The sequence below is a fragment of the Alterirhizorhabdus solaris genome, from assembly GCF_007785815.1.
Lineage (GTDB): Bacteria > Pseudomonadota > Alphaproteobacteria > Sphingomonadales > Sphingomonadaceae > Alterirhizorhabdus > Alterirhizorhabdus solaris.
The window spans coordinates 1-18,872 of record NZ_VNIM01000081.1 but is presented as its reverse complement, the minus strand read 5'-3'; the positions used below and the strand labels follow the sequence as shown (position 1 = coordinate 18,872).

At 69.3% G+C, this 18,872-nt stretch carries 19 protein-coding genes and 1 tRNA gene; 11 read left to right on the top strand and 9 right to left on the bottom strand.

What is annotated here, in order from left to right; genetic code table 11:
- Nucleotides 1–629 precede the first annotated feature (629 nt).
- The 4 genes from bktB to FOY91_RS16265 all read left to right on the top strand — a co-directional run bounded on the left by bktB (nucleotide 630) and on the right by FOY91_RS16265 (nucleotide 5,719).
- Nucleotides 630–1,811, top strand: a complete 1,182-nt coding sequence (bktB, locus tag FOY91_RS16280; protein WP_145154275.1) for a beta-ketothiolase BktB — start codon at nucleotides 630–632, stop codon at nucleotides 1,809–1,811.
- A gap of 168 nt (nucleotides 1,812–1,979) precedes the next feature.
- Nucleotides 1,980–2,885: a sulfate adenylyltransferase subunit CysD gene (gene cysD, locus FOY91_RS16275; protein WP_145154273.1), complete on the top strand. Its 906-nt coding sequence runs from the start codon at nucleotides 1,980–1,982 to the stop codon at nucleotides 2,883–2,885.
- Nucleotides 2,886–3,008: 123 nt separating this feature from the next.
- Nucleotides 3,009–4,970, top strand: coding sequence for a sulfate adenylyltransferase subunit CysN (cysN, locus tag FOY91_RS16270; protein WP_145154271.1), 1,962 nt, complete (start codon nucleotides 3,009–3,011; stop codon nucleotides 4,968–4,970).
- Nucleotides 4,971–4,981: 11 nt separating this feature from the next.
- Nucleotides 4,982–5,719: a 3'(2'),5'-bisphosphate nucleotidase CysQ gene (locus tag FOY91_RS16265; RefSeq protein WP_145154277.1), complete on the top strand. Its 738-nt coding sequence runs from the start codon at nucleotides 4,982–4,984 to the stop codon at nucleotides 5,717–5,719.
- A 204-nt stretch (nucleotides 5,720–5,923) separates the two neighbouring features.
- On the opposite strand, the gene FOY91_RS16260 is transcribed toward FOY91_RS16265, so the two are convergent.
- Nucleotides 5,924–6,199: an HU family DNA-binding protein gene (locus FOY91_RS16260; RefSeq protein WP_145154269.1), complete on the bottom strand. Its 276-nt coding sequence runs from the start codon at nucleotides 6,197–6,199 to the stop codon at nucleotides 5,924–5,926.
- Between the two features lie 216 nt (nucleotides 6,200–6,415).
- Between FOY91_RS16260 and FOY91_RS16255 the strand changes: the two genes are divergently transcribed.
- A complete protein-coding gene (locus FOY91_RS16255) occupies nucleotides 6,416–7,924 on the top strand; it encodes a phospholipase D-like domain-containing protein (RefSeq protein WP_145154267.1) in 1,509 nt (502 codons plus the stop codon).
- A 20-nt stretch (nucleotides 7,925–7,944) separates the two neighbouring features.
- Here FOY91_RS16255 and FOY91_RS16250 read toward each other — a convergent pair whose 3' ends face one another.
- Nucleotides 7,945–8,448 carry an EF-hand domain-containing protein gene (locus tag FOY91_RS16250; RefSeq protein ID WP_162527255.1) on the bottom strand — a complete coding sequence of 168 codons (504 nt, stop codon included), beginning with the start codon at nucleotides 8,446–8,448 and terminating at the stop codon, nucleotides 7,945–7,947.
- Between the two features lie 207 nt (nucleotides 8,449–8,655).
- Here FOY91_RS16250 and FOY91_RS16245 point away from each other — a divergent pair, with 207 nt between their 5' ends.
- The 3 genes from FOY91_RS16245 to FOY91_RS16235 are packed head-to-tail and all read left to right on the top strand — an operon-like array spanning nucleotide 8,656 to nucleotide 9,961.
- Nucleotides 8,656–9,123, top strand: coding sequence for a GreA/GreB family elongation factor (locus FOY91_RS16245; RefSeq protein WP_145154263.1), 468 nt, complete (start codon nucleotides 8,656–8,658; stop codon nucleotides 9,121–9,123).
- Nucleotides 9,124–9,170: 47 nt separating this feature from the next.
- The gene (locus FOY91_RS16240; protein WP_145154261.1) at nucleotides 9,171–9,689 is read left to right on the top strand and encodes an ankyrin repeat domain-containing protein; all 519 of its coding nucleotides are present in this window, start codon (nucleotides 9,171–9,173) and stop codon (nucleotides 9,687–9,689) included.
- Nucleotides 9,686–9,961, top strand: coding sequence for a GNAT family N-acetyltransferase (locus tag FOY91_RS16235; protein WP_145154258.1), 276 nt, complete (start codon nucleotides 9,686–9,688; stop codon nucleotides 9,959–9,961). The genes FOY91_RS16240 and FOY91_RS16235 overlap by 4 nt, the downstream gene beginning before the upstream one ends.
- A 30-nt stretch (nucleotides 9,962–9,991) precedes the next feature.
- Here the strand turns inward: FOY91_RS16235 and FOY91_RS16230 are convergent, their stop codons facing one another.
- From FOY91_RS16230 to FOY91_RS16215, 4 genes are read right to left on the bottom strand one after another with little or no spacing between them, the layout of a single operon-like run.
- Nucleotides 9,992–10,384, bottom strand: coding sequence for a hypothetical protein (locus FOY91_RS16230; RefSeq protein ID WP_145154256.1), 393 nt, complete (start codon nucleotides 10,382–10,384; stop codon nucleotides 9,992–9,994).
- A 60-nt stretch (nucleotides 10,385–10,444) separates the two neighbouring features.
- Nucleotides 10,445–10,924 carry a glutathione peroxidase gene (locus tag FOY91_RS16225; protein ID WP_145154254.1) on the bottom strand — a complete coding sequence of 160 codons (480 nt, stop codon included), beginning with the start codon at nucleotides 10,922–10,924 and terminating at the stop codon, nucleotides 10,445–10,447.
- A 28-nt stretch (nucleotides 10,925–10,952) separates the two neighbouring features.
- Nucleotides 10,953–11,435 (bottom strand): MarR family winged helix-turn-helix transcriptional regulator, encoded by a 483-nt coding sequence (locus FOY91_RS16220; protein ID WP_145154253.1) that lies wholly within the window; start codon nucleotides 11,433–11,435, stop codon nucleotides 10,953–10,955.
- A 48-nt stretch (nucleotides 11,436–11,483) separates the two neighbouring features.
- Nucleotides 11,484–12,479: an NAD-dependent epimerase/dehydratase family protein gene (locus tag FOY91_RS16215; protein WP_145154251.1), complete on the bottom strand. Its 996-nt coding sequence runs from the start codon at nucleotides 12,477–12,479 to the stop codon at nucleotides 11,484–11,486.
- A 114-nt stretch (nucleotides 12,480–12,593) separates the two neighbouring features.
- Here FOY91_RS16215 and FOY91_RS16210 point away from each other — a divergent pair.
- A tRNA-Gln gene (locus tag FOY91_RS16210) sits at nucleotides 12,594–12,668 on the top strand.
- Between the two features lies 1 nt (nucleotide 12,669).
- On the opposite strand, the gene FOY91_RS16205 is transcribed toward FOY91_RS16210, so the two are convergent.
- Complete coding sequence (locus tag FOY91_RS16205) at nucleotides 12,670–15,453, bottom strand: TonB-dependent receptor (RefSeq protein ID WP_145154249.1); 2,784 nt, start codon at nucleotides 15,451–15,453, stop codon at nucleotides 12,670–12,672.
- Between the two features lie 161 nt (nucleotides 15,454–15,614).
- Between FOY91_RS16205 and FOY91_RS16200 the strand changes: the two genes are divergently transcribed.
- Nucleotides 15,615–16,958: a sensor histidine kinase gene (locus FOY91_RS16200; protein ID WP_145154247.1), complete on the top strand. Its 1,344-nt coding sequence runs from the start codon at nucleotides 15,615–15,617 to the stop codon at nucleotides 16,956–16,958.
- 16 nt (nucleotides 16,959–16,974) lie between these two features.
- Here the strand turns inward: FOY91_RS16200 and FOY91_RS16195 are convergent, their stop codons facing one another.
- Nucleotides 16,975–17,514 carry a PH domain-containing protein gene (locus FOY91_RS16195; RefSeq protein WP_145154245.1) on the bottom strand — a complete coding sequence of 180 codons (540 nt, stop codon included), beginning with the start codon at nucleotides 17,512–17,514 and terminating at the stop codon, nucleotides 16,975–16,977.
- Nucleotides 17,515–17,619: 105 nt separating this feature from the next.
- The gene (locus FOY91_RS16190) at nucleotides 17,620–18,279 is read right to left on the bottom strand and encodes a response regulator (RefSeq protein WP_145154243.1); all 660 of its coding nucleotides are present in this window, start codon (nucleotides 18,277–18,279) and stop codon (nucleotides 17,620–17,622) included.
- A 115-nt stretch (nucleotides 18,280–18,394) separates the two neighbouring features.
- Here FOY91_RS16190 and FOY91_RS16185 point away from each other — a divergent pair.
- A partial coding sequence (locus FOY91_RS16185) for a hypothetical protein (protein ID WP_145154241.1) occupies nucleotides 18,395–18,872 on the top strand: 478 nt, incomplete at its 3' end.

The following is an 18,872-nucleotide window of genomic DNA, read 5'->3' as shown; positions in this document are numbered from 1 at the left end:
CGTCCACAGCGTCCGGGCCATCGCCCTGCCCCCCACCCACGCCCGCCACCTGCGCCAGCACGAAGCGCTGCTCGATCGTCGGCGGGGTGAAGATGGTCATCGGCGGCTCCTGTGCGAAACGCATGCCGGCGTCTCTCCGGCCCGGTGTAGCGCGGCACCGCCCGCGTCGCAAAGGCCGGACCCGGCCGGGGGCTGGACAAGCCGGGCACGCCGCCGCAAACGGCCGCCGTTAGAACAGCCGTCGCACCGGCCGGGGGCAGGGTGGCCACAAAGCCCCGGCCGGATCGCGACCGGCGCGGGCCGTGGCGCCTGCCGCTGGCAATCGGCGGCCGGCATCACAACATAAAGCCCGACCGTCTGGCCCGACCGTCGCGACGAGACGACGCGCGGACAGACGCCGACCGCCATGCCGTGGTCCGTCGCCGATGCGGCGGCCCGCGATCACGGCACCGGCGGGAGACCGGCAAGACGGGTGCATCGAGGGCGCGGGTCATGCCGGCGGGCGGCGGCGAAAGCCGGCCGGGCCGGCTTGGCCGGCGAGGCAAGGTGGAAGTCGGGTGGGAGCGGCCAGCTTTCGCCCATCGTAATGGCTGCAGATGCGCGCGATCGCGATCTGGAAAGGAAATACCATGAATGACGTGTATCTCGTTTCGGCCGTCCGTACCGCAATCGGCACGTTCGGCGGCGCGCTGAAGGATCAGCCGCCGGCCGCGCTCGCCACGCTGGTGGTGAAGGAGGCGCTGTCGCGCGCAAAGGTCGATCCGGCCGACGTCGGCCAGATCGTGTTCGGGCAGGTGGTGCCGAGCGAGCCGAGCGACGCCTATCTCGCCCGCATCGCCGGCGTGAACGGGGGCCTGCCGGTGGAAACGCCGGCGCTGTCGGTGAACCGGCTGTGCGGATCGGGCCTGCAGGCCATCGTCACGGCGGCGCAGGGCATCATGCTCGGCGACTATGACGTGGCCGTCGCCGGCGGTGTCGAGGTGATGAGCAAGGCGCCCTTCTTCGTGCCCGGCATGCGTTTCGGCCACAAGCTGGGCGACGCCACGATGCAGGACGCGCTGCTGGGCGGGCTGACCGATCCGTTCGACCGCATCCACATGGGCGTGACCGCCGAGAACGTCGCCGACAAGTATGACGTGACGCGCGAGGACCAGGACGCGCTGGCGCTGCGCAGCCACCAGCGCGCGGCCGCCGCGATCGCCGAGGGGCGGTTCAAGGACCAGATCCTGCCGGTCGAGGTGAAGGTGCGCGGCAAGAAGGTGCCGTTCGATACCGACGAGCATGTCCGCGCCGACGCCAAGGCGGAGGATTTCGCCAGGCTGAAGCCGGTGTTCCGTGCGGAGAACGGCTCGGTCACCGCCGGCAATGCCTCCGGCATCAACGACGGCGCCTCGGCGGTCGTGCTGGCCAGCGGCGAGGCGGTGAAGGCCAAGGGGCTGAAGCCGCTCGCCCGGCTGGTCGCCTATGCGAACACCGGGGTGGAGCCGAAGATCATGGGCATCGGCCCGGTGTCGGCGGTGAAGGCCGTGCTCAAGAAGGCCGGGCTGACGATCGCCGACATCGACGTGATCGAGGCCAACGAGGCGTTCGCGGCGCAGGCATGCGCCGTCGCCAAGGAGCTCGGCTTCGATCCGGCCAAGCTGAACGTGAACGGCAGCGGCATCTCGCTCGGCCATCCGATCGGCGCGACCGGCGCGATCCTCGCCACCAAGCTGGTGTACGAGCTGGCCCGCACCGGCGGGCGCTACGGCCTCGCCACGATGTGCATCGGCGGCGGGCAGGGCATCGCCGCGGTGTTCGAGCGCGTCTGAGCGAACGCGCGGTCGGGGCGGCGGGTATCTCCCGTCCGCCCCGACCGCCCCGACCGCCCGGGCGCGAGGCGGCCTAGCTGAACTTGAGCCGGCGACAGGAAAACAAAGTTGCCCGGTCCGGCAGCCTGCGCCAGAGCCGGCCGCTATTGGAAGATCGGAAAAGGCGCCATGTCCCGAACCCTTACGCATCTGGAACGGCTGGAAGCCGAAAGCATCCACATCATGCGTGAGGTCGTGTCGGAAACCGAAAAGCCGGTGATGCTGTATTCGGTGGGCAAGGACTCGGCGGTAATGCTGCATCTGGCGCGCAAGGCCTTCTATCCGTCGCCCCCCCCGTTCCCGCTGCTGCATGTCGATACGACGTGGAAGTTCAGGGCGATGTACGAGCTGCGCGAGCGCGCGGCGCGCGAGGCGGGCATGGAACTGCTCGTCTATCAGAACCCGGAAGCGATCGAGCGCGGGATCAACCCGTTCGACCACGGCGCGCTCCACACCGACATGTGGAAGACCGAGGGGCTGAAGCAGGCGCTGAACAAATACGGCTTCGACGCGGCCTTCGGCGGCGCCCGCCGCGACGAGGAGAAGAGCCGCGCCAAGGAGCGCATCTTCTCGTTCCGCTCCGCCAACCACGGCTGGGATCCGAAGAACCAGCGGCCCGAATTGTGGAACCTCTACAACGCCAGGAAGGCCAGGGGCGAGAGCATCAGGATCTTCCCGATCTCCAACTGGACCGAGCTGGACATCTGGCAGTACATCCAGCTCAACGACGTGCCGATCGTGCCGCTGTATTTCGCCGCGAAACGCCCCACCGTGGAGCGTGACGGGATGCTGGTGATGGTAGACGACGACCGCTTTCCGCTGGCCCCCGGCGAGGTGCCGGTCGATCGCTCGATCCGCTTCCGCACGCTGGGTTGCTACCCGCTGACCGGAGCCGTGGAGAGCGAGGCGGACACGCTGTCGGCGGTGATCCAGGAGATGCTGCTGACCACCACGTCCGAACGGCAGGGCCGCGCGATTGACAAGGACGCGGGCGGCGCCGGCATGGAGAAGAAGAAGCAGGAAGGCTACTTCTGACGCGCGCCCGCGATCCCTTCCAGACGTCGCCCCGGACCGGTTCCGGGGTCCCCCCTTTTCCCCGCACCGCGCCGCCCGCCGCGCGGTGGATGCCCGAAGCCCGGCATGACGAGGTAGCCTGACATGAGCGCCATCACGACACCCACCGCCGGCACCGCCACGCTCGTCGACAGCGACAGCGCCTATCAGGTCGAATCCCTGATCGCCGAGGATATCGACGCCTATCTGGCGCAGCACCAGCACAAGAGCCTGCTGCGCTTCATCACCTGCGGCTCGGTGGACGACGGCAAGTCCACGCTGATCGGCCGCCTGCTGTACGACAGCAAGATGATCTTCGAGGATCAGCTCGCCACGCTGGAGGCGGACAGCAAGCGCGTCGGCACGCAGGGCGGCGAGATCGACTTCGCGCTGCTGGTGGATGGCCTCGCCGCCGAGCGCGAGCAGGGCATCACCATCGACGTCGCCTACCGCTTCTTCTCCACCGAGAAGCGCAAGTTCATCGTCGCCGACACGCCGGGGCACGAGCAGTATACCCGCAACATGGTGACGGGCGCCTCCACCGCCGATCTCGCCGTGATCCTGATCGATGCGCGCAAGGGCGTGCTGACGCAAACGCGGCGGCACAGCTACCTCGCCCACCTGATCGGCATCCGCAATCTGGTGCTGGCGGTGAACAAGATGGACCTGATCGACTACGATCGGGCGCGCTACGACGCGATCGTCGCCGATTACGCCGCCTTCGCCGCCGGCATCGGCATCACCGCCTTCACCGCGATACCGATCTCCGGCTTCAAGGGCGACAACATCACCACCCGCAGCGCGAACACGCCGTGGTATGCCGGCCCGACGCTGATGGCGCATCTGGAGACGGTCGAGCTGGACGTGACCGCCGAGCAGGACCGCCCGTTCCGCATGGCCGTCCAGTGGGTCAACCGCCCGAACCTCGATTTCCGCGGCTTCTCCGGGCTGATATCGTCCGGCACGGTGAAGCCGGGCGATGCGGTGCGTGTGCTGCCCTCGGGCAAGACCTCCGCCATCGCCCGCATCGTCACGATGCCCGGGGCCGATGGGTCCGGCGAGCTGGACGAGGCGGTGGCCGGCCAGTCCGTCACGCTGACGCTGGCCGACGAGATCGACTGCTCGCGCGGCGACGTGCTGGCCGTGGCGGGCGATCCGCCGCAGGTGGCCGACCAGTTCGAGACGACGATCGTGTGGATGGCCGAGGAGGCGATGCTGCCCGGCCGCTCCTATTGGCTGAAACTGGCATCGCAGACGGTGACGGCGACGCTGCAGGCGCCCAAATATCAGGTCAACGTCAACACGATGGAGCATCTGGCGGCCCGCACGCTGGAGCTGAACGCGATCGGCGTCGCCAACCTGTCCACCGACAGGCCGCTGGTGTTCGAGCCCTATGCGGACAATCGCGCGCTCGGCGGGTTCATCCTGATCGACAAGATCAGCAACGCCACGGTGGCGGCGGGGATGATCCACTTCAGCCTGCGCCGGGCGCAGAACGTCCACTGGCAGGCCACCGAGGTGACGCGCGAGAAGCACGCCGACCTGAAGAACCAGAAGCCGGCGGTGCTGTGGTTCACCGGGCTGTCGGGCGCGGGCAAGTCGACGATCGCCAACATCGTCGAGCGCAAGCTGGTGCGGATGAACCGCCACACCCTGCTGCTGGACGGCGACAACGTGCGCCACGGGCTGAACAAGGACCTGGGCTTCACCGATGCCGACCGGGTGGAGAACATCCGCCGCGTGGGCGAGGTGGCGAAACTGATGACCGATGCCGGGCTGATCGTCGTCACCGCCTTCATCTCGCCGTTCCGCGCCGAACGCGAGATGGTGCGGGCGATGATGGCGCCGGGCGAGTTCATCGAGGTGCATATCGATACGCCGCTGGCCGAAGCAGAGGCGCGCGACGTGAAGGGGCTGTACGCCAAGGCACGCGCCGGCAAGCTGGCCAACTTCACCGGCATCGACAGCCCCTACGAGGCGCCGCAGGATCCCGAGATCCGCATCGACACGACCGCGATGACGCCCGAGGAAGCCGCCGACGCCATCATCGCCCGGATCATCCCGTGAGCGATACGCTGATGGCCGAGGACGCGGCGCTGGCGGCGCATCTGGCCGACATCGCCGGCCGCCTGCTGCTGACGGTGCGCGAGGCCGGCCTGTTCGGGGCGAAGGCGCTGGGCAAGGCGGGGGACCAGACCGCCAACCAGTTCCTCGTCCATGCGCTGCGCGAACAGCGCCCGGACGACGGACTGCTCTCCGAGGAAGAGAAGGACGGCCCCGCGCGGCTCGACAAGCGCCGGGTGTGGATCGTCGATCCGGTGGACGGCACGCGTGAGTACGGCGAGGCGCGCGACGACTGGGCGGTTCACGTCGGCCTGGCGATCGACGGCGTGGCGACGGTCGGCGCGGTGGCGCTGCCGGGGCTGGGCGTGGTGCTGCGCACCGACCGGCCGGTGGCGGTGCCGCCCGCGCCCGACCGGCTGCGGATGGTCGTCAGCCGCTCCCGCCCGGCGAAGGAAGCAGTGGCGGTGGCCGGGCAGCTCGATGCCGAACTGGTGCCGATGGGATCGGCCGGCGCCAAGGCGATGGCGATCGTGCGCGGCGAGGCGGATATCTACCTGCATTCGGGCGGGCAGTACGAATGGGACTCGGCCGCCCCGGTCGCTGTCGCGCTGGCCCACGGGCTGCACTGCTCGCGGATGGATGGCAGCCCGCTGCTCTACAACCGGGCCGACGTCTATCTGCCCGACCTGCTCATCTGCCGGCAGGAGCACGCCGGACCGGTACTGGATCTGGTGCGACGGATCGACGGCTGACCGGCCGGCACGCACCGCGGCCGGCCCCCGAACGGAACGAGCCCGGCACCGTCGCCGGGCCGGGCTCGCTCATCATGCCGATGATCGGCCCGACGTGTTCTCGAGGCCGGCGGGATCACCCGCACGCGTGAAAACACCTCACACCGAATGACCGGAGCGATCGACCCGGTGCGACCGGATCGACCCTGCCCCGGCCAATCAGGATCAGCCGTTCAGCTTGTCCTTGAGCGTCTTCGACGCGGTGAAGGCGAAGCGCTTGGACGCCTTGATCTTCATCGCCTCGCCGGTGGCCGGGTTGCGGCCGTCGCGCTCGGGGCTGTCGGTCACGCGGAACTTGCCGAAGCCGTTGATCGAGACTTCGCCGTCCTTGGCGGCCGCATCGACGATCGCTGCGAACACACCCTCGACGAGCTTCTTGGCATCGGCCTTGGTAACGCCCTCGCCCGTGGCGATGGTATCGATCAGATCGCTGTGATTCATGCCGGTTCCTCCTTATTGGCATGACGCCGCCCGGCGCGGGGCCGGGGCATCCGCGCCGCCATGCGTCGGCAAAGGGCCGGATGGCAAGCGCTTAAGCGGCACGACGCCGACGGGGCGGCCCCGTGTCGGCGCTCTCGCAGGCGCATGGATGGTGAAACCCGCACCGCCCCCGCCCGACGCTTGCCAGCCAGCGCAAACCGCTAGAAAGCGGGCCGGATGAGCGACCACGATCCCGCCGCCGCCGCCGCCAGCATCCTCGTGCCCGGCGAGAATGTCTGGTCCGTCGACCGCGCGACCCGCGCCGCCGTGGTGATCGATGCCGATGACTATTTCGCCGCCGCCCGCGCCGCCATGATGCGCGCCGAGCAGCGGATCATGCTGATCGGCTGGGATTTCGACGGCCGCATCCGGCTGGGCGGGGAAAAGGGCGATCCTTCCGCCCCCGACGAGATCGGCCCGCTGATCCTGTGGCTGGTGGAGCGCAACCCCGCGCTGGAGGTGTATCTGCTGCGGTGGGATCTGGGCGCGATCCGCACGTTGTTTCGCGGCACCACCATCTTCACCTTCCTCAAGTGGATGCGGCACAAGCGCATTCACACCCGGCTGGACGGCGCGCATCCGCCCGGCGCCTCGCATCACCAGAAGATCGTGGTGATCGACGACAGCTTCGCCTTTTGCGGCGGCATCGACATGACCGGGGATCGCTGGGACACCCGCCACCACTGCGACGACGAGCCGCAGCGCAAACGCCCCAACGGCAAGCCCTATCCGCCGTGGCACGATGCCACCACCGCGATCGAAGGCCCGGCCGCCGCCCGGCTGGGCGAACTGGCGCGCGATCGCTGGCGCATCTCGGGGGGCGGCACGCTGGCCCCGATCGAAGCATCGGACGACGTGTGGCCACCCAGCCTCGATCCGCAGTTCCGCGATGTCGACATCGCCATCTCGCGCTCGCGCCCGACGCTGCCCGACCTTGAACCGATCCGCGAGATCGAGCGACTGTACCTCGACATGATCGGCGCGGCGCGGCGGTTCATCTATGCCGAAAGCCAGTATTTCGCCTCGCGCCGCATCGCCGAGGCCATCGCCCGCCGGCTGGACGAGCCGGACGGGCCGGAGATCGTGATCGTCAACCCGCTGACCGCCAACGGCTGGCTGGAGCCGATCGCGATGGACAGCGCCCGCGCCCGCCTGTTCGAGGCGCTGCGCCGGCGCGACCCGCACAAAAGGCTGCGGCTGTATCATCCGGTGACGAAGGGCGGGGAGCCGATCTACGTCCACGCCAAGATCATGATCGTCGACGAGGAGATGCTCCGCGTCGGCTCCTCGAACATGAACAACCGTTCGCTGCGGCTCGATACCGAATGCGACGTGACGATCGAGCGCGCCTGCTCGGCCAACGGCGCATGCCGCCCAGCGATCCGCGCGATCCGCGACGGCCTGATCGCCGAGCATCTGGATGTGGCGCCGGACGAAGTCGCCCGGCGCATCGACGCGAGCGGTTCGATCATCGCCACGATCGAGGCGCTGCGCGGATCGGGCCGCACGCTGGAACCCTATGAGATACCCGACCTGAGCGCGGTCGAGACGTGGCTGGCGGACAACGAGGTGCTGGACCCCGAAGGGCCGGAGGAGATGTTCGAGGCGCTGGGCAAGCGCGGCCTTTTCCGCCGCGCCCGCAACCGTCGCGCCGCGCGCAAGGCGCTGCGCAAGCCGCCGGCCTGAACGACCGGCGAGGCCTGGCCCTAGCGTGCGGCGGGGGGCACCTTCACGATCGCCTTGCCCGCCGGCACGTCCGTCTCGCGGCTACGGGCGGCGGCCTTTTCGGCGACCGTCAGGATGCCGTCGTGGTTCGCGTCCATCATGTCGAACGCGGCGAGCGGGCGCTTGGTCGCCTCCGCCCGGCTCAGCTTGCCGTCGCCATCGCTGTCGACCCGCTTGAAGGCCGCATCGGCCGCGTCGAGCATCGCTTGTGCCTCCGGCTTGCTCGGTGCGCCGGCGGTGCCGGGCGGCGTGCGGTTCAGTACCGCCCCCATCCGCACGCGGAATTCGGCGCGGCTCATGAAACCGTCCTTGTCGGTATCGGCCACGTCGAACACGCCGTTCACCTCCTTCAGCATCTGCGCGCGGGTGACGTCACCGGCGACCGGGGCGGCCTTGGCCGGCGGCGCCTTCGACGGTGCGGCCGGCAGCGGTGCCGCAACCGCAATCAGCATGGGCGCGAGCAGCATCAGGGGGCGTGGCGACATCGTGAATCGGTCCTCTCGGAAACAGGGTGCCGCCACGTGGGGGCCGCCTGTCGCCGGAACAAGCCCGCATCGCATCGTGACAGGCCGGGCGGTGGCGCCACGGCGGCGACCCGAACGATCGCGGGGGGACGAATACGCCGAAAAGCGACGGCGCTTCTCCGGCGCCCCCGCACACCCCATATGGGGCGCTGCCAAGGAGCCTGCCGCATGAGCGTCGCCTTTCGTCGCGAGAGTGACGAGGAACATCTCGAACCCCGGTTCGAACTGCCGATCCCGCCCGGCCCCAATCTGGTGACGCCGCGCGGGCTGGCGCTGATCGTGGCGCGCGTCGCCGCGCTGGACGCGGCGCTCGCGGTGGAAAGCGACGAGGCGCGCCTGACCGAACTCAGGCGCGACCTGCGCTACTGGCGGGCACGGCAGGCGAGCGCACGGCCCACCCCGCCCGCCGAGGGCGAGGAAGCCGGCTTCGCCTCGCGCATCGTCTACCGTCGCGGGGGCATCGAGGCGACCGTCGATATCGTCGGGCATGACGAGGCCGACCCCGCGCATGGTCGCCTCGCCTTTACCGCGCCGCTTGCCCGCGTGCTGATCGGCGCCGGCGCCGGCGACCGGGTGGACTTCGCCGGACAGGCCGACGCGATCGAGATCCTCTCGGTCGGGCCGATCCCGGACTGACGGCAACGATCCGCGGGCGCCACCGTTGATAGGCCCAGGAGAATGCCATGACCGACACCGCCCCGCCCCCCCTGCCCAGCCCCGAGCGGATGCAGGAATTGCTGTTCGACGCCGCGCGCGAGGGCCGGGCCGACGTGATCGGCGCGCTGCTCACCTACGGCGCACGGATCGAGGCGCAGGATGCCAAGGGTCATACGCCGCTGATCCTCGCCGCCTATCACGGCCACGAGGAGGCGGTGGCGGTGCTGCTGGCGCACGGCGCGGACCCCGATCGCGGCGATGCCGGGCGCGGCAACACCGCGCTGATGGGGGTGGCGTTCAAGGGCTATGACGCGGTAGCCGCACAGCTTCTGGCGGCGGGCGCGACGGTAGACCAGCGCAACCTCGCCGGGCAGACCGCGCTGATGATGGCCGCGATGTTCGATCGCACCGCACAGGTGGACATGCTGCTGGCGGCGGGCGCCGACCCCTCCGCGATCGATGCCGCCGGCAACACCCCCGCCCTGCTGGCGACGAGCCAGCGCAACGAGGCGATGGCCACCCGCCTTGCCGGCGCCGCCGCATGAACGCCGTCCGCGACGACCCCGCCGCCGGCCGCTTCGTGCTGGACATGGATGGCACCACCGCCTTCGCCGCCTACCAGCGCGACGGCGACCGGCTGATCTTCACCCACACCGAGGTGCCGGAGGCGCTGTCCGGGCAGGGCATCGGCGGGCGGCTGGTACAGGGCGCGCTCGATCTGGCGCGCGCTGCGGGGGGCCGAGTGGTGCCGCAATGCAGCTTCGTGCGCCACTTCATCGAGACGCATCCGGAGTATGCGGGGATGGTGGACGGCTAGGGTTGGTGGAAAGCAGCCCTCATCTCACGTCTAAATAAACACGCCCAGTCCGACCAACATGAAGACCGCGACTATGCAGCCCCACCGAGATATGGCGGTGGCGAAGCGTTGACGCTTTGTCCAGCGCGCTTCGACAGCAGCAACTAACGTGGGAAGATCGGCATCCGGTAAAAACGCCTCACCAACTCCATGTAATGAACGTCGAAGAAGCTCACATAGGCCGTCCGGATCGGCTGGCTGTTCGGTAGCGCGAATAACGACGATTTCACTCTCTGCCTCGATTGAGAAAAGTTCACCAGCTTGACCGAAGGCTCGCTTGTAGACGCCGCTACGAACATCGACCGCTTCCAGATACTGTTCAGCCATCTCGACGGAAGAGAACATGAGGAGTGGCTCGTCGGCCTCGATAAACAGGATCGTCATGTCGGCAGCCTGTCAACCAAGCGGAAGGTCCGCAAGTGGGCGTTACCGGACGCTCATCCTCTACAACAACTTCTCGATATCCCCCCGCAGCGCCTCGGGCTTGGTCGTCGGGGCGTAGCGGGCGACGACATGGCCGTCGCGGTCGATCAGGAACTTGGTGAAGTTCCACTTGATCGCCTCGCTGCCCAGCAGCCCCTTGGCCTCGTGCTTGAGGTAACGGAACAGCGGATGGGCGCCGTCACCGTTCACCTCCAGCTTGGCGAACAAGGGGAACTTCACGTCGTATTTCAGCGAACAGAAGTTGGCGATCTCGGCCGCGTCGCCCGGTTCCTGCCCGCCGAACTGGTCGCAGGGGAAGCCCAGCACGGCCAGCCCGCGCGCGGCATAATCCTCGTGCAGCTTCTCCAGCCCCTCATATTGCGGGGTGAAGCCGCACTTGCTGGCGGTGTTCACGATCAGCCGCACCTTGCCGGCATGGTCGCCGATCGAGGCATCCGCGCCGTCGATCGTCTTTACCGCGAACCCGTCGATCTCTGCCATCTTCCATCTCCCCTTCGCCCGGCAGGGATCACCCCCGCAGGCCTGCCACGCGGGCGCGTTCGCCGGGCGGGATCAGCCCTTCCAGCACCGTCCAGAAACCGGCGACCGATCCCTGCCCCGCCTCGGCATAGGCATGGCCCATCCGCTCGCGCAATCCCTCGAACAGCGATGCCTCCAGCGCGGTGCCGGCCGGCGTCAGCCGTAGCAGGCGCTGGCGGCGATCCTGCGCGCCGGGCTTCACCTCCACCAGCTCGCGCGTGGACAGATCACCGAGCACCCGGCCGAGCGACTGCTTGGTGATGCCGAGCAGCGCCAGCAGCGCGCTCACCGTCAGCCCCGGCTGGCGCGCGATGAAATAGAGCGCGCGGTGGTGCGCCCGGCCCAGGCCCTGCGCCGCCAGCCCTTCGTCGATCGCCCGGGTGAGGTGGCCGTAGCCGAAGTAGAGCAGCTCCACGCCGCGCCGTATCTCCTCCTCGCGCAGGAACAGCGGCGATGCGGAGGGAGAGGCCATGTCCTGTCCTGCCAGCCCCGCCCGCCCGGCGCAACGGGCGGAAGGGGGCTAGACCCCGTGGTACGACCGGAACCACGCGACGAAACGCGGCACGCCCTCGGCGATCGTCGTGGTGGGGGCAAAGCCGAGATCGCGCTGGATCGCGCCGATATCGGCATATGTCTCCTTCACGTCGCCCGGTTGCATCGGCCGGTAGTCGCGGATGGCGGGGCGGCCGCACGCCGCCTCGACGATCTCGATCAGCCGGCCCAGTTCCTCCGAGCGGTTGTTGCCGATGTTGTAGAGGCGGTGCGGCGAGCGGCTGCCCCCCGCCTTTTCCGTGCCGTCGTCGGGCGGCGGATTGTCCAGCGCGGCCACGATGCCGCTGACGATATCGTCGACGTAGGTGAAGTCGCGCCGCATGTCGCCGCCGTTGAACACGGTGATCGGGCGGCCGTGCAGGATCGCGTCGGTGAACAGCCACATCGCCATGTCCGGCCGACCCCACGGGCCATAGACGGTGAAGAAGCGTAGGCCCGTGAGCGGCAGGCGGTAGAGATGGGCGTAGGTCTCGCTCATCAGCTCGTCCGCCTTCTTGGTGGCGGCATAGAGCGACAGCGGGCGATCCACCCGGTCCTCGACGCGGAACGGCGATGTCTCGTTGCCGCCATACACGGAGGAAGAGGAGGCATAGACCATCGGCACGCCGCGCCCGCGCGCCACCTCCAGCATGTTCAGGTGGCCCACGAGGTTGGCCTGCACGTAATCGCGCGGATGCTCGATCGAGTGGCGCACCCCGGCCTGCGCGCCCAGATGCACGATGCGCTCGATCGGCTCGCCCGCCAGCGCCGCCTCCAGCGCGACATGATCGGCGAAATCGACCTGCACGAAGCGGGAGGCATCGCCATGCGCGGCGGCGATCGCGGCCAGCCGGTCACGTTTCAGCGGCACCGAATAATAATCGTTGAGGCTGTCGATGCCCAGCACGCGCTCGCCCCGCGCCAGCAGTCGGTTGGCGACATGGAAGCCGATGAAGCCGGCGGCGCCCGTAACCAGGATCGTCATGCGTTCTCCGTGCGATGATCCCCCCGACTAGCGCCTCGCCCCGCCACCGTCGAGGCTTCCCACGGGCCGCGCGGAACGATATGGAGCGCGCTTCCCCGCCGGCCGGGGACATGCTGGGGCGTCGCCAAGTGGTAAGGCAGCGGCTTTTGGTGCCGCCATTCGCAGGTTCGAATCCTGCCGCCCCAGCCAGTCAGAAGAACAGCTTGCGGAAGCTGATCCGCACCGATCGCCCGAGAGGGTCGAGGTAGGCGGGCTGATAGCTGACCGGCACCAGCCCGTTCACGTCGCGCACGTCCAGCCGCTGGTTGAACAGGTTCGTCACGCCGAGGCTCAGCCGCGATCCGCGCAGGAACGGCACCTTCGCCGTCAGTGCCTGCTGCTGGCCGAGGTTGGCGAACAGCCGCACCCCCACCGTCGTCAGGCTGGAGAAGCGCAGCGTCTGTGCCGACGTCGCGCCGTCCACCGTCGTGCCGCTCTGCCAGCTGGCGTTCAGCCGCGCGCCGAAGCCGTTGTGGGTCAGGCCGAGCTGGCCCTGCACCTCGTGCCGCGGCTGGCCGCCGGACGAGCCGATCGCATCGCCGTTGAGCAGATCGAGCGACGGCCCGTTCTCGAAGATCAGGATCCGTTCACGCAGGTGGATGGTGTGATAGACCGCCGCCTGCAACCGCGTGCCGCGCCCGCCGGGGCCGGGCGGCAGCAACTCGCGCAACGAGGATTGCGCGTCGCCGGCCTGCTGCTGGCTCTGGGCGGCCTGCCCCGCAGGCGCTTGCCCCGGTCCCGTCGGTGCCTGTCCCGCCTGCATCTGACCGTCACGCGGCTGCCCGCCGGCCTGCCCGTCTGCGCCCCGCCTGTCTCTGGACTGCCAGTCGCGCGGCGGCTGGCCATCGCGCGGGAAGCCGCCCTCGGGGCGCGGCGGGGTGGAGAGCTGCCTGGAGAAATTGATCCCCCAGCGCAGTTCCTCCTGATCCTGCCGGGCGAAGTTGATCGGCCGGCTGTCGATCACCAGCAGCCGGCCCGATGGATCGCGCGAGAAGCGGGCGGGGAACGCCGCCTCGATCGCGGCGGTGGCGGTGGGGAAGGCGGCGATCGGATCGCGCACCCGGCTGTTGGTGTAGTTGGCGGTGATCGACAGATCCTGCCCGGCCAGCGGCTTTACCGTCAGCCCCAGTTTCACCACGCGACGGTCGTCGGCGGAAAGCAGCGGGTTGCCGCCGGTCAGCCGGCTGATGTCCACCGTCTCGCCGCGCACGTAATCGAACACGCGCACGCCCACCGTCGTCACCTGCGGGTTGCCGAGCTGCTGCACGCTCGGCGCGCCCTCGTCCTTGCTGATCGAGGCGATCAGGCTGACCGGCTTGACCGGAATCCAGTTGAACCCCGCGCCGATCGTGCGCAGCCCGCCGAAATCGGAAAGCTGGTCGTAGGCGCCGTTGACGTTCACCGACAGCTCGCCCAGCGCGGAGAGAAACCCGTTCTTCCGGCTGGCGATCGGCAGGTCGATGCTGGCCTGCCCGTTTACGTCGTCACGCGACAGGTCCGCGCGCGAGACGAGACCGCTGCGGGTGGCGCGCGAACGGAAGTCGTTCATCGTACCGCCCAGCTTGACCGTGGTGGACACCGCGCCGGCCGGCAGGCGGAACAGGGTGCCGTTCACCACCATCTCGGCGGTGGCGATATCCGAGACGGAGCGCGCGCGGTCGATCAGGCGGTCGCCGAGCTGGTCGGCGGTGAGCGGGCCGAACGGGTTGGCCAGCGGATCGCGCCCGTCGATCAGCCCCTGGAAGCCGGTGAGGTCGATGCCCGTCTCGCTGCGGGTGCGGCTGACGGCATGGTCGTAGCCGCCGGTGAAGGTCCATTGCCATCCGCCGACCGCGCCGTTCAGCGTGGTTCCGAGATGGCCGGTGAGGTTGCGGTTGCGCTGGCCGAGCGGATCGACCGCGCCGAGGTAGCGGAACAGCGTGGTATCGCCCGCGAACGGCGAAAAAGGGCTGCCCGCCGGCAGGCCGAGGCGCGCACTGGCCGGCCCCTGCGCGCTCTGGCTGCCGGTATAGGTGAAGGTGCCGTTGAGCGAGGCGGAGACGTTGCCGAAGATCGACTGCGCCATCACCCCGTTCAGCGTCAGCGCGTCGGTCTGCGGCAGCAGCGTGCGATAGGCGCCGGTATCGCTGACGTTCACCGTGCCGGGCACGAAATCGCCAAGCGCCGGCCGCCCGTTCGCCGCCGACACCGGCACGCCCACCACGGTGGCGGCGCGGCCGAGCAGCGCGCTCAGCCCCGCGTCCACCGGTGCGCCGCCGGTGGCCGACGTGACGTTGCCGGTGAAGTCGAACGGCTGGCGGGGCGTCTGCGGCACCACGTCCCGCTCGCTCTCGTACAGCGCGGAGCTGCGCTCGTACTTCATCGCCAGGTTCATCCGCCGGCCGTCGGCGATGCGCAGGAAGCTGGTGTCGATCTCCGGGCTGAACTGCCCGCCCTCGGTGGGCGCCGCCCCCTCCAGCTCGGCGGTAACGGCGCGGAAGCGGCGGCGCAGCACCACGTTCACCACCTTCTGGTTGGGGCGGTAGCCGTAGCGCAGCGCCACCTCCTCGGGCAGGATCTCGACCCGCTGGATCGCCTCGGTCGGGATGTCGCGGATCTCGCCGAAGCCGGAGATGCGCTTGCCGCCCAGCAGCACCACCGGACTTTCCCCGCCGCGCCCCTGCCCGCTCGTCGTCTGCGGCGCCAGCTCGGCGATCAGGTCGCTGAGCGAGCTGACCCCGAACGAGCGGATGTCACCGGGCGATAAGGTGACCTCGGGCACGGCGGTGCCGATCACGCTGCCCGCCGGCCGGCCACCGTTGACCACGATGTCGTTATATTCCTCGTCCGCCGTTTCGGGCTGCGGCGCGGGTGCGGCGGCCGGGGCGCCTTGCGCCAGCGCCGGCATCGCCGTGCAGGCGCACAGGCCGGCGAGAAGGGGAGCGAATCGAGTCATCGGGGGTTCCGAACGTTCTGGTGTTGCAACGATATCGCCCGCCTTAGCGACCGTGGCGTGACGCTGGGCTTAATCGCCCGGTTCAGTTTCGGTTGGGGTTGCGCTGCTAGGCACGGCGGCTGCACGAACGCAATCGGGCACGCGGCTTTCCGAGGGGGCGGATGAAGATTTTGCCTCAGTCGATCCGGGGCCGGCTGCTGCTGGCGGCGCTGGTGTTCACCACCGCCGCGCTGCTGTTCGCCAGCCTGTCGATCGGGCAGGTGCTCGATCGCTTCGTCCGGCGCGGGCTGAACGAGCGGCTGGACGCGCAGATCGCGCTGCTGGTGCGTAGCGTACGCCCCGATGGCGCGATCGACCGCGCGATGCTGGAGGAGATCGGCCCGTTCACCCAGCACGATCGCGGCTGGGGCTGGCGCATCGACAGCCCGGGCGGCACGCTGAACTCGCAGACGATCGTGCCGCCGGAGCCGCCCGGCCCGCCCGATGGCCCGCCGGCCCCGGAGCGCGAACGCCGCATGCGCGAGCGGCGCGAGCGGCCCCGCTCGGAAGGGCTGCCCGGCCACTACATGCGCAGCTACACGCGGGCGACCTCCGGCGGCCCCGTCACCATCACGGTCGCCGCGCCGCGCGCGGTGGTCGACCGGATGCGCCGCGCGGCGGTGGCGCCGCTGCTCTGGTCGCTCGGCGCGCTGGGCGCGTTCCTGCTCGCCGCCACGCTGCTGCAATTGCGCATCGGGCTGCGCCCGCTCGCCCGGCTGAAGGCATCGCTCGGCGACGTGCGCGCCGGCCGGCAGGCGCGCGTGCCGGACGACCAGCCCGCCGAACTGCGCGAAGTGGTGGCCGAACTGAACGGCCTGCTCGACGAGAACGAGGCGGCGCTGGCCCGCGCGCGCGGCCATGTCGCCAACCTCGCGCACAGCCTGAAGACGCCGCTCGCCACCCTCAACCTGCGGCTGGGCGAGGCGGGGCGCGATCCGGACGGCACACTCGGCGATCTCGTCGCGCAGATCGATCGCGGCATCCGCCACCACCTCGGTCGCGCGCGCGCCGCCTCGCCCGGCGCGCCTGGCCAGCCGCAGGTGCCGCTGGCCAGCGCGGTGGCCGGGCTGGTCACGGCGCTCGGCCGCATCCACATGGAGCGCGGCATCGCGGCGGAGGTGACGATCGACCCCGCGCTCACCGCCAAATGCGATCCGCAGGATCTCGACGAGATGCTCGGCAACCTACTCGACAACGCATGGAAATGGGCGTGCGCGCGGATCACCGTGTCGGCCGAGGCGGCGGGGCCGCAGGTGCGCCTGACGATCGACGACGACGGCCCGGGGCTGGACGCGCCCGCGATCGAACAGGCGCTGGTCCCCGGCTTGCGGCTGGACGAACGCGGCGACGGCCACGGCTTCGGCCTGCCCATCGCCCGCGAGCTGGCGGAACTGCACGGCGGGGGGCTGACGCTGGGGCGCTCGCCGCTGGGGGGGCTGCGGGTGGTGTTGGTGCTGGCGGGCTAATGTCCAGAACTGGTGGTTAGGCGTCCGACTGCTTTTGAATCAACTGATATACAGATCGGACATTCGGGATTCGAATGAACTGAGGTGTAGGATCAAAGGTCGGCTGCCAAATGCCAAAATTGTTGCCACTGAACCATCCTCCTGAGTTGCCGAAGCGAATCGTGCCGGAGCCATCCGATCGTTCGTCAAGTTCGAGGGCGGGAGGTCGGCTGATGTCCACAGACTTGATCTTTGCTCCGCCGCTCTGCCTCTCGATAATAATGCGCTTATTGGTGACGAAGTAACTCATCTTTCTCCGAAGGATCATATCGATCACAAACCGACCCACGGTGAAGTATAAGCCAGCAATTAAGAAGGGAAGGCCGAACAGCTTGAATGATACGTCCGCATCTGTAGTCCAGACGCTCGCATTCCAGAATAGCGCGAAACCGCCCCACAGGAGACTGAACGGGATCAAAAAAACTTCCATTGGACGGAGGATCAAGCCGGAATAGGGCTGCCCCTCCCACGCGATATGCTCACCGGAAAAGAGTTCCGGCTTGACTGTCTTGATCATCAATCCCCCGCCTCTGGGCTGCTCTGCCAAGCCTGAGCCTCCACTAAGGCAGCTTATATGTCGAGCGATCGTCGCAGGAATGGCAACATTTGGGCGAGACCAGCCCTACCCCGCCGTCAGACAATAGCCCCGCCCGCGTACCGTCTCGATCATGCCCGCGCCGATCTTGCGGCGCAGTCGGCCGACGATCACCTCAAGCGAGTTCGAGTCCACGTCGGCATCATATTCGTACACCCGTTCGGTCAGCTCGCCGCGTTCCACCACCGTCTCCCGGCGCAGCATCAGCACGGAGAGCACGCGCCACTCGAACGCGGTCAGGCGCAGCGGCAGGCCGTCCAGCTCGAAGCTGCCGAGTTGCGCGTCGAACACCAGCGGGCCGCAGGTCACCCGCGTGGCGGCGTGGCCAGCGGCGCGGCGTACCAGCGCGCGCAGGCGCATCACCAGCTCGGCCACGCGGAACGGCTTGATGAGGTAGTCGTCCGCCCCCGCCTTGAAGCCGGCCACCTTTTCCGACCAGCCGTCGCGCGCCGTCAGGATCAGCACCGGCAGCGTCAGCCCGGCGGCACGCCAGCCGGAAAGCACGGTCAGCCCGTCGACGCGCGGCAGGCCAAGGTCCAGCACGGCCACGTCATAGCGTTCGGTCGCGCCCAGATGCGCACCGTCCTCGCCGTTGGCGGCGATGTCGACCGCGAAGTTCTCGGCGCGCAGCGCGTGCGCCACCTCTTCGGCCAGCGCCGTGTCGTCTTCCACCAGCAATACGCGCATCCGGGCCTCCGCAATCTCGGTTAGGCGCCAACGCCCAACCGAAGCTGAACGGCCCGGTTCAGTGTGGGTAGGCCACCCGCCGCTATCACCGGCTTCAGCAAGAAGGAGCATCGTGATGCCGAAGATGATGGAACGGTTCAGTTCGAAGAAGATCGGCCTGCTGGTCGCGGCGGGCCTGCTGGCGGGCGGCGGCGTGGGTGCCGGGGCGATGTATGCCGCGCGTCCGGTGGCGGCGATGGGGCCGGTGGCGCTGGTGCCGATCGGCTCGCTCGCCAAGACGACGGCAGGGCCGCTGTCGGGCGACACGATCACCAGCGTGCGCGGGCAGGTGGCCGAGGTGTATGGCAGCCGCTTCACCCTGCGCGATCCGAGCGGCACCGCGCTGGTGGAAACCGGCCCGCGCGGCGGCGAGGCGCTGGTGGCGCAGGGTCAGACGGTGACGGTGCAGGGCCGCTTCGGCGACAGCGTGCTGCACGCGGCCTTCCTGGTCGGCGCGGATGGCAAGGTGACGGCGCTGGAGCCGCGCGGCCCGCGCCACGGCGGTGGACGCCACGGCCCGCGCGGCGGCCCGGATCGCGGCCCCGGCCGTGGCG

Bases quoted from the DNA above. Each gene is read 5' to 3' on its own strand.
- bktB (WP_145154275.1), top strand. From the start codon at position 630: ATGAATGACGTGTATCTCGTTTCGGCCGTCCGTACCGCAATCGGCACG.
- cysD (WP_145154273.1), top strand. From the start codon at position 1,980: ATGTCCCGAACCCTTACGCATCTGGAACGGCTGGAAGCCGAAAGCATC.
- cysN (WP_145154271.1), top strand. From the start codon at position 3,009: ATGAGCGCCATCACGACACCCACCGCCGGCACCGCCACGCTCGTCGAC.
- FOY91_RS16265 (WP_145154277.1), top strand. From the start codon at position 4,982: ATGGCCGAGGACGCGGCGCTGGCGGCGCATCTGGCCGACATCGCCGGC.
- FOY91_RS16260 (WP_145154269.1), bottom strand. From the start codon at position 6,199: ATGAATCACAGCGATCTGATCGATACCATCGCCACGGGCGAGGGCGTT.
- FOY91_RS16255 (WP_145154267.1), top strand. From the start codon at position 6,416: ATGAGCGACCACGATCCCGCCGCCGCCGCCGCCAGCATCCTCGTGCCC.
- FOY91_RS16250 (WP_162527255.1), bottom strand. From the start codon at position 8,448: ATGTCGCCACGCCCCCTGATGCTGCTCGCGCCCATGCTGATTGCGGTT.
- FOY91_RS16245 (WP_145154263.1), top strand. From the start codon at position 8,656: ATGAGCGTCGCCTTTCGTCGCGAGAGTGACGAGGAACATCTCGAACCC.
- FOY91_RS16240 (WP_145154261.1), top strand. From the start codon at position 9,171: ATGACCGACACCGCCCCGCCCCCCCTGCCCAGCCCCGAGCGGATGCAG.
- FOY91_RS16235 (WP_145154258.1), top strand. From the start codon at position 9,686: ATGAACGCCGTCCGCGACGACCCCGCCGCCGGCCGCTTCGTGCTGGAC.
- FOY91_RS16230 (WP_145154256.1), bottom strand. From the start codon at position 10,384: ATGACGATCCTGTTTATCGAGGCCGACGAGCCACTCCTCATGTTCTCT.
- FOY91_RS16225 (WP_145154254.1), bottom strand. From the start codon at position 10,924: ATGGCAGAGATCGACGGGTTCGCGGTAAAGACGATCGACGGCGCGGAT.
- FOY91_RS16220 (WP_145154253.1), bottom strand. From the start codon at position 11,435: ATGGCCTCTCCCTCCGCATCGCCGCTGTTCCTGCGCGAGGAGGAGATA.
- FOY91_RS16215 (WP_145154251.1), bottom strand. From the start codon at position 12,479: ATGACGATCCTGGTTACGGGCGCCGCCGGCTTCATCGGCTTCCATGTC.
- FOY91_RS16205 (WP_145154249.1), bottom strand. From the start codon at position 15,453: ATGACTCGATTCGCTCCCCTTCTCGCCGGCCTGTGCGCCTGCACGGCG.
- FOY91_RS16200 (WP_145154247.1), top strand. From the start codon at position 15,615: ATGAAGATTTTGCCTCAGTCGATCCGGGGCCGGCTGCTGCTGGCGGCG.
- FOY91_RS16195 (WP_145154245.1), bottom strand. From the start codon at position 17,514: ATGATCAAGACAGTCAAGCCGGAACTCTTTTCCGGTGAGCATATCGCG.
- FOY91_RS16190 (WP_145154243.1), bottom strand. From the start codon at position 18,279: ATGCGCGTATTGCTGGTGGAAGACGACACGGCGCTGGCCGAAGAGGTG.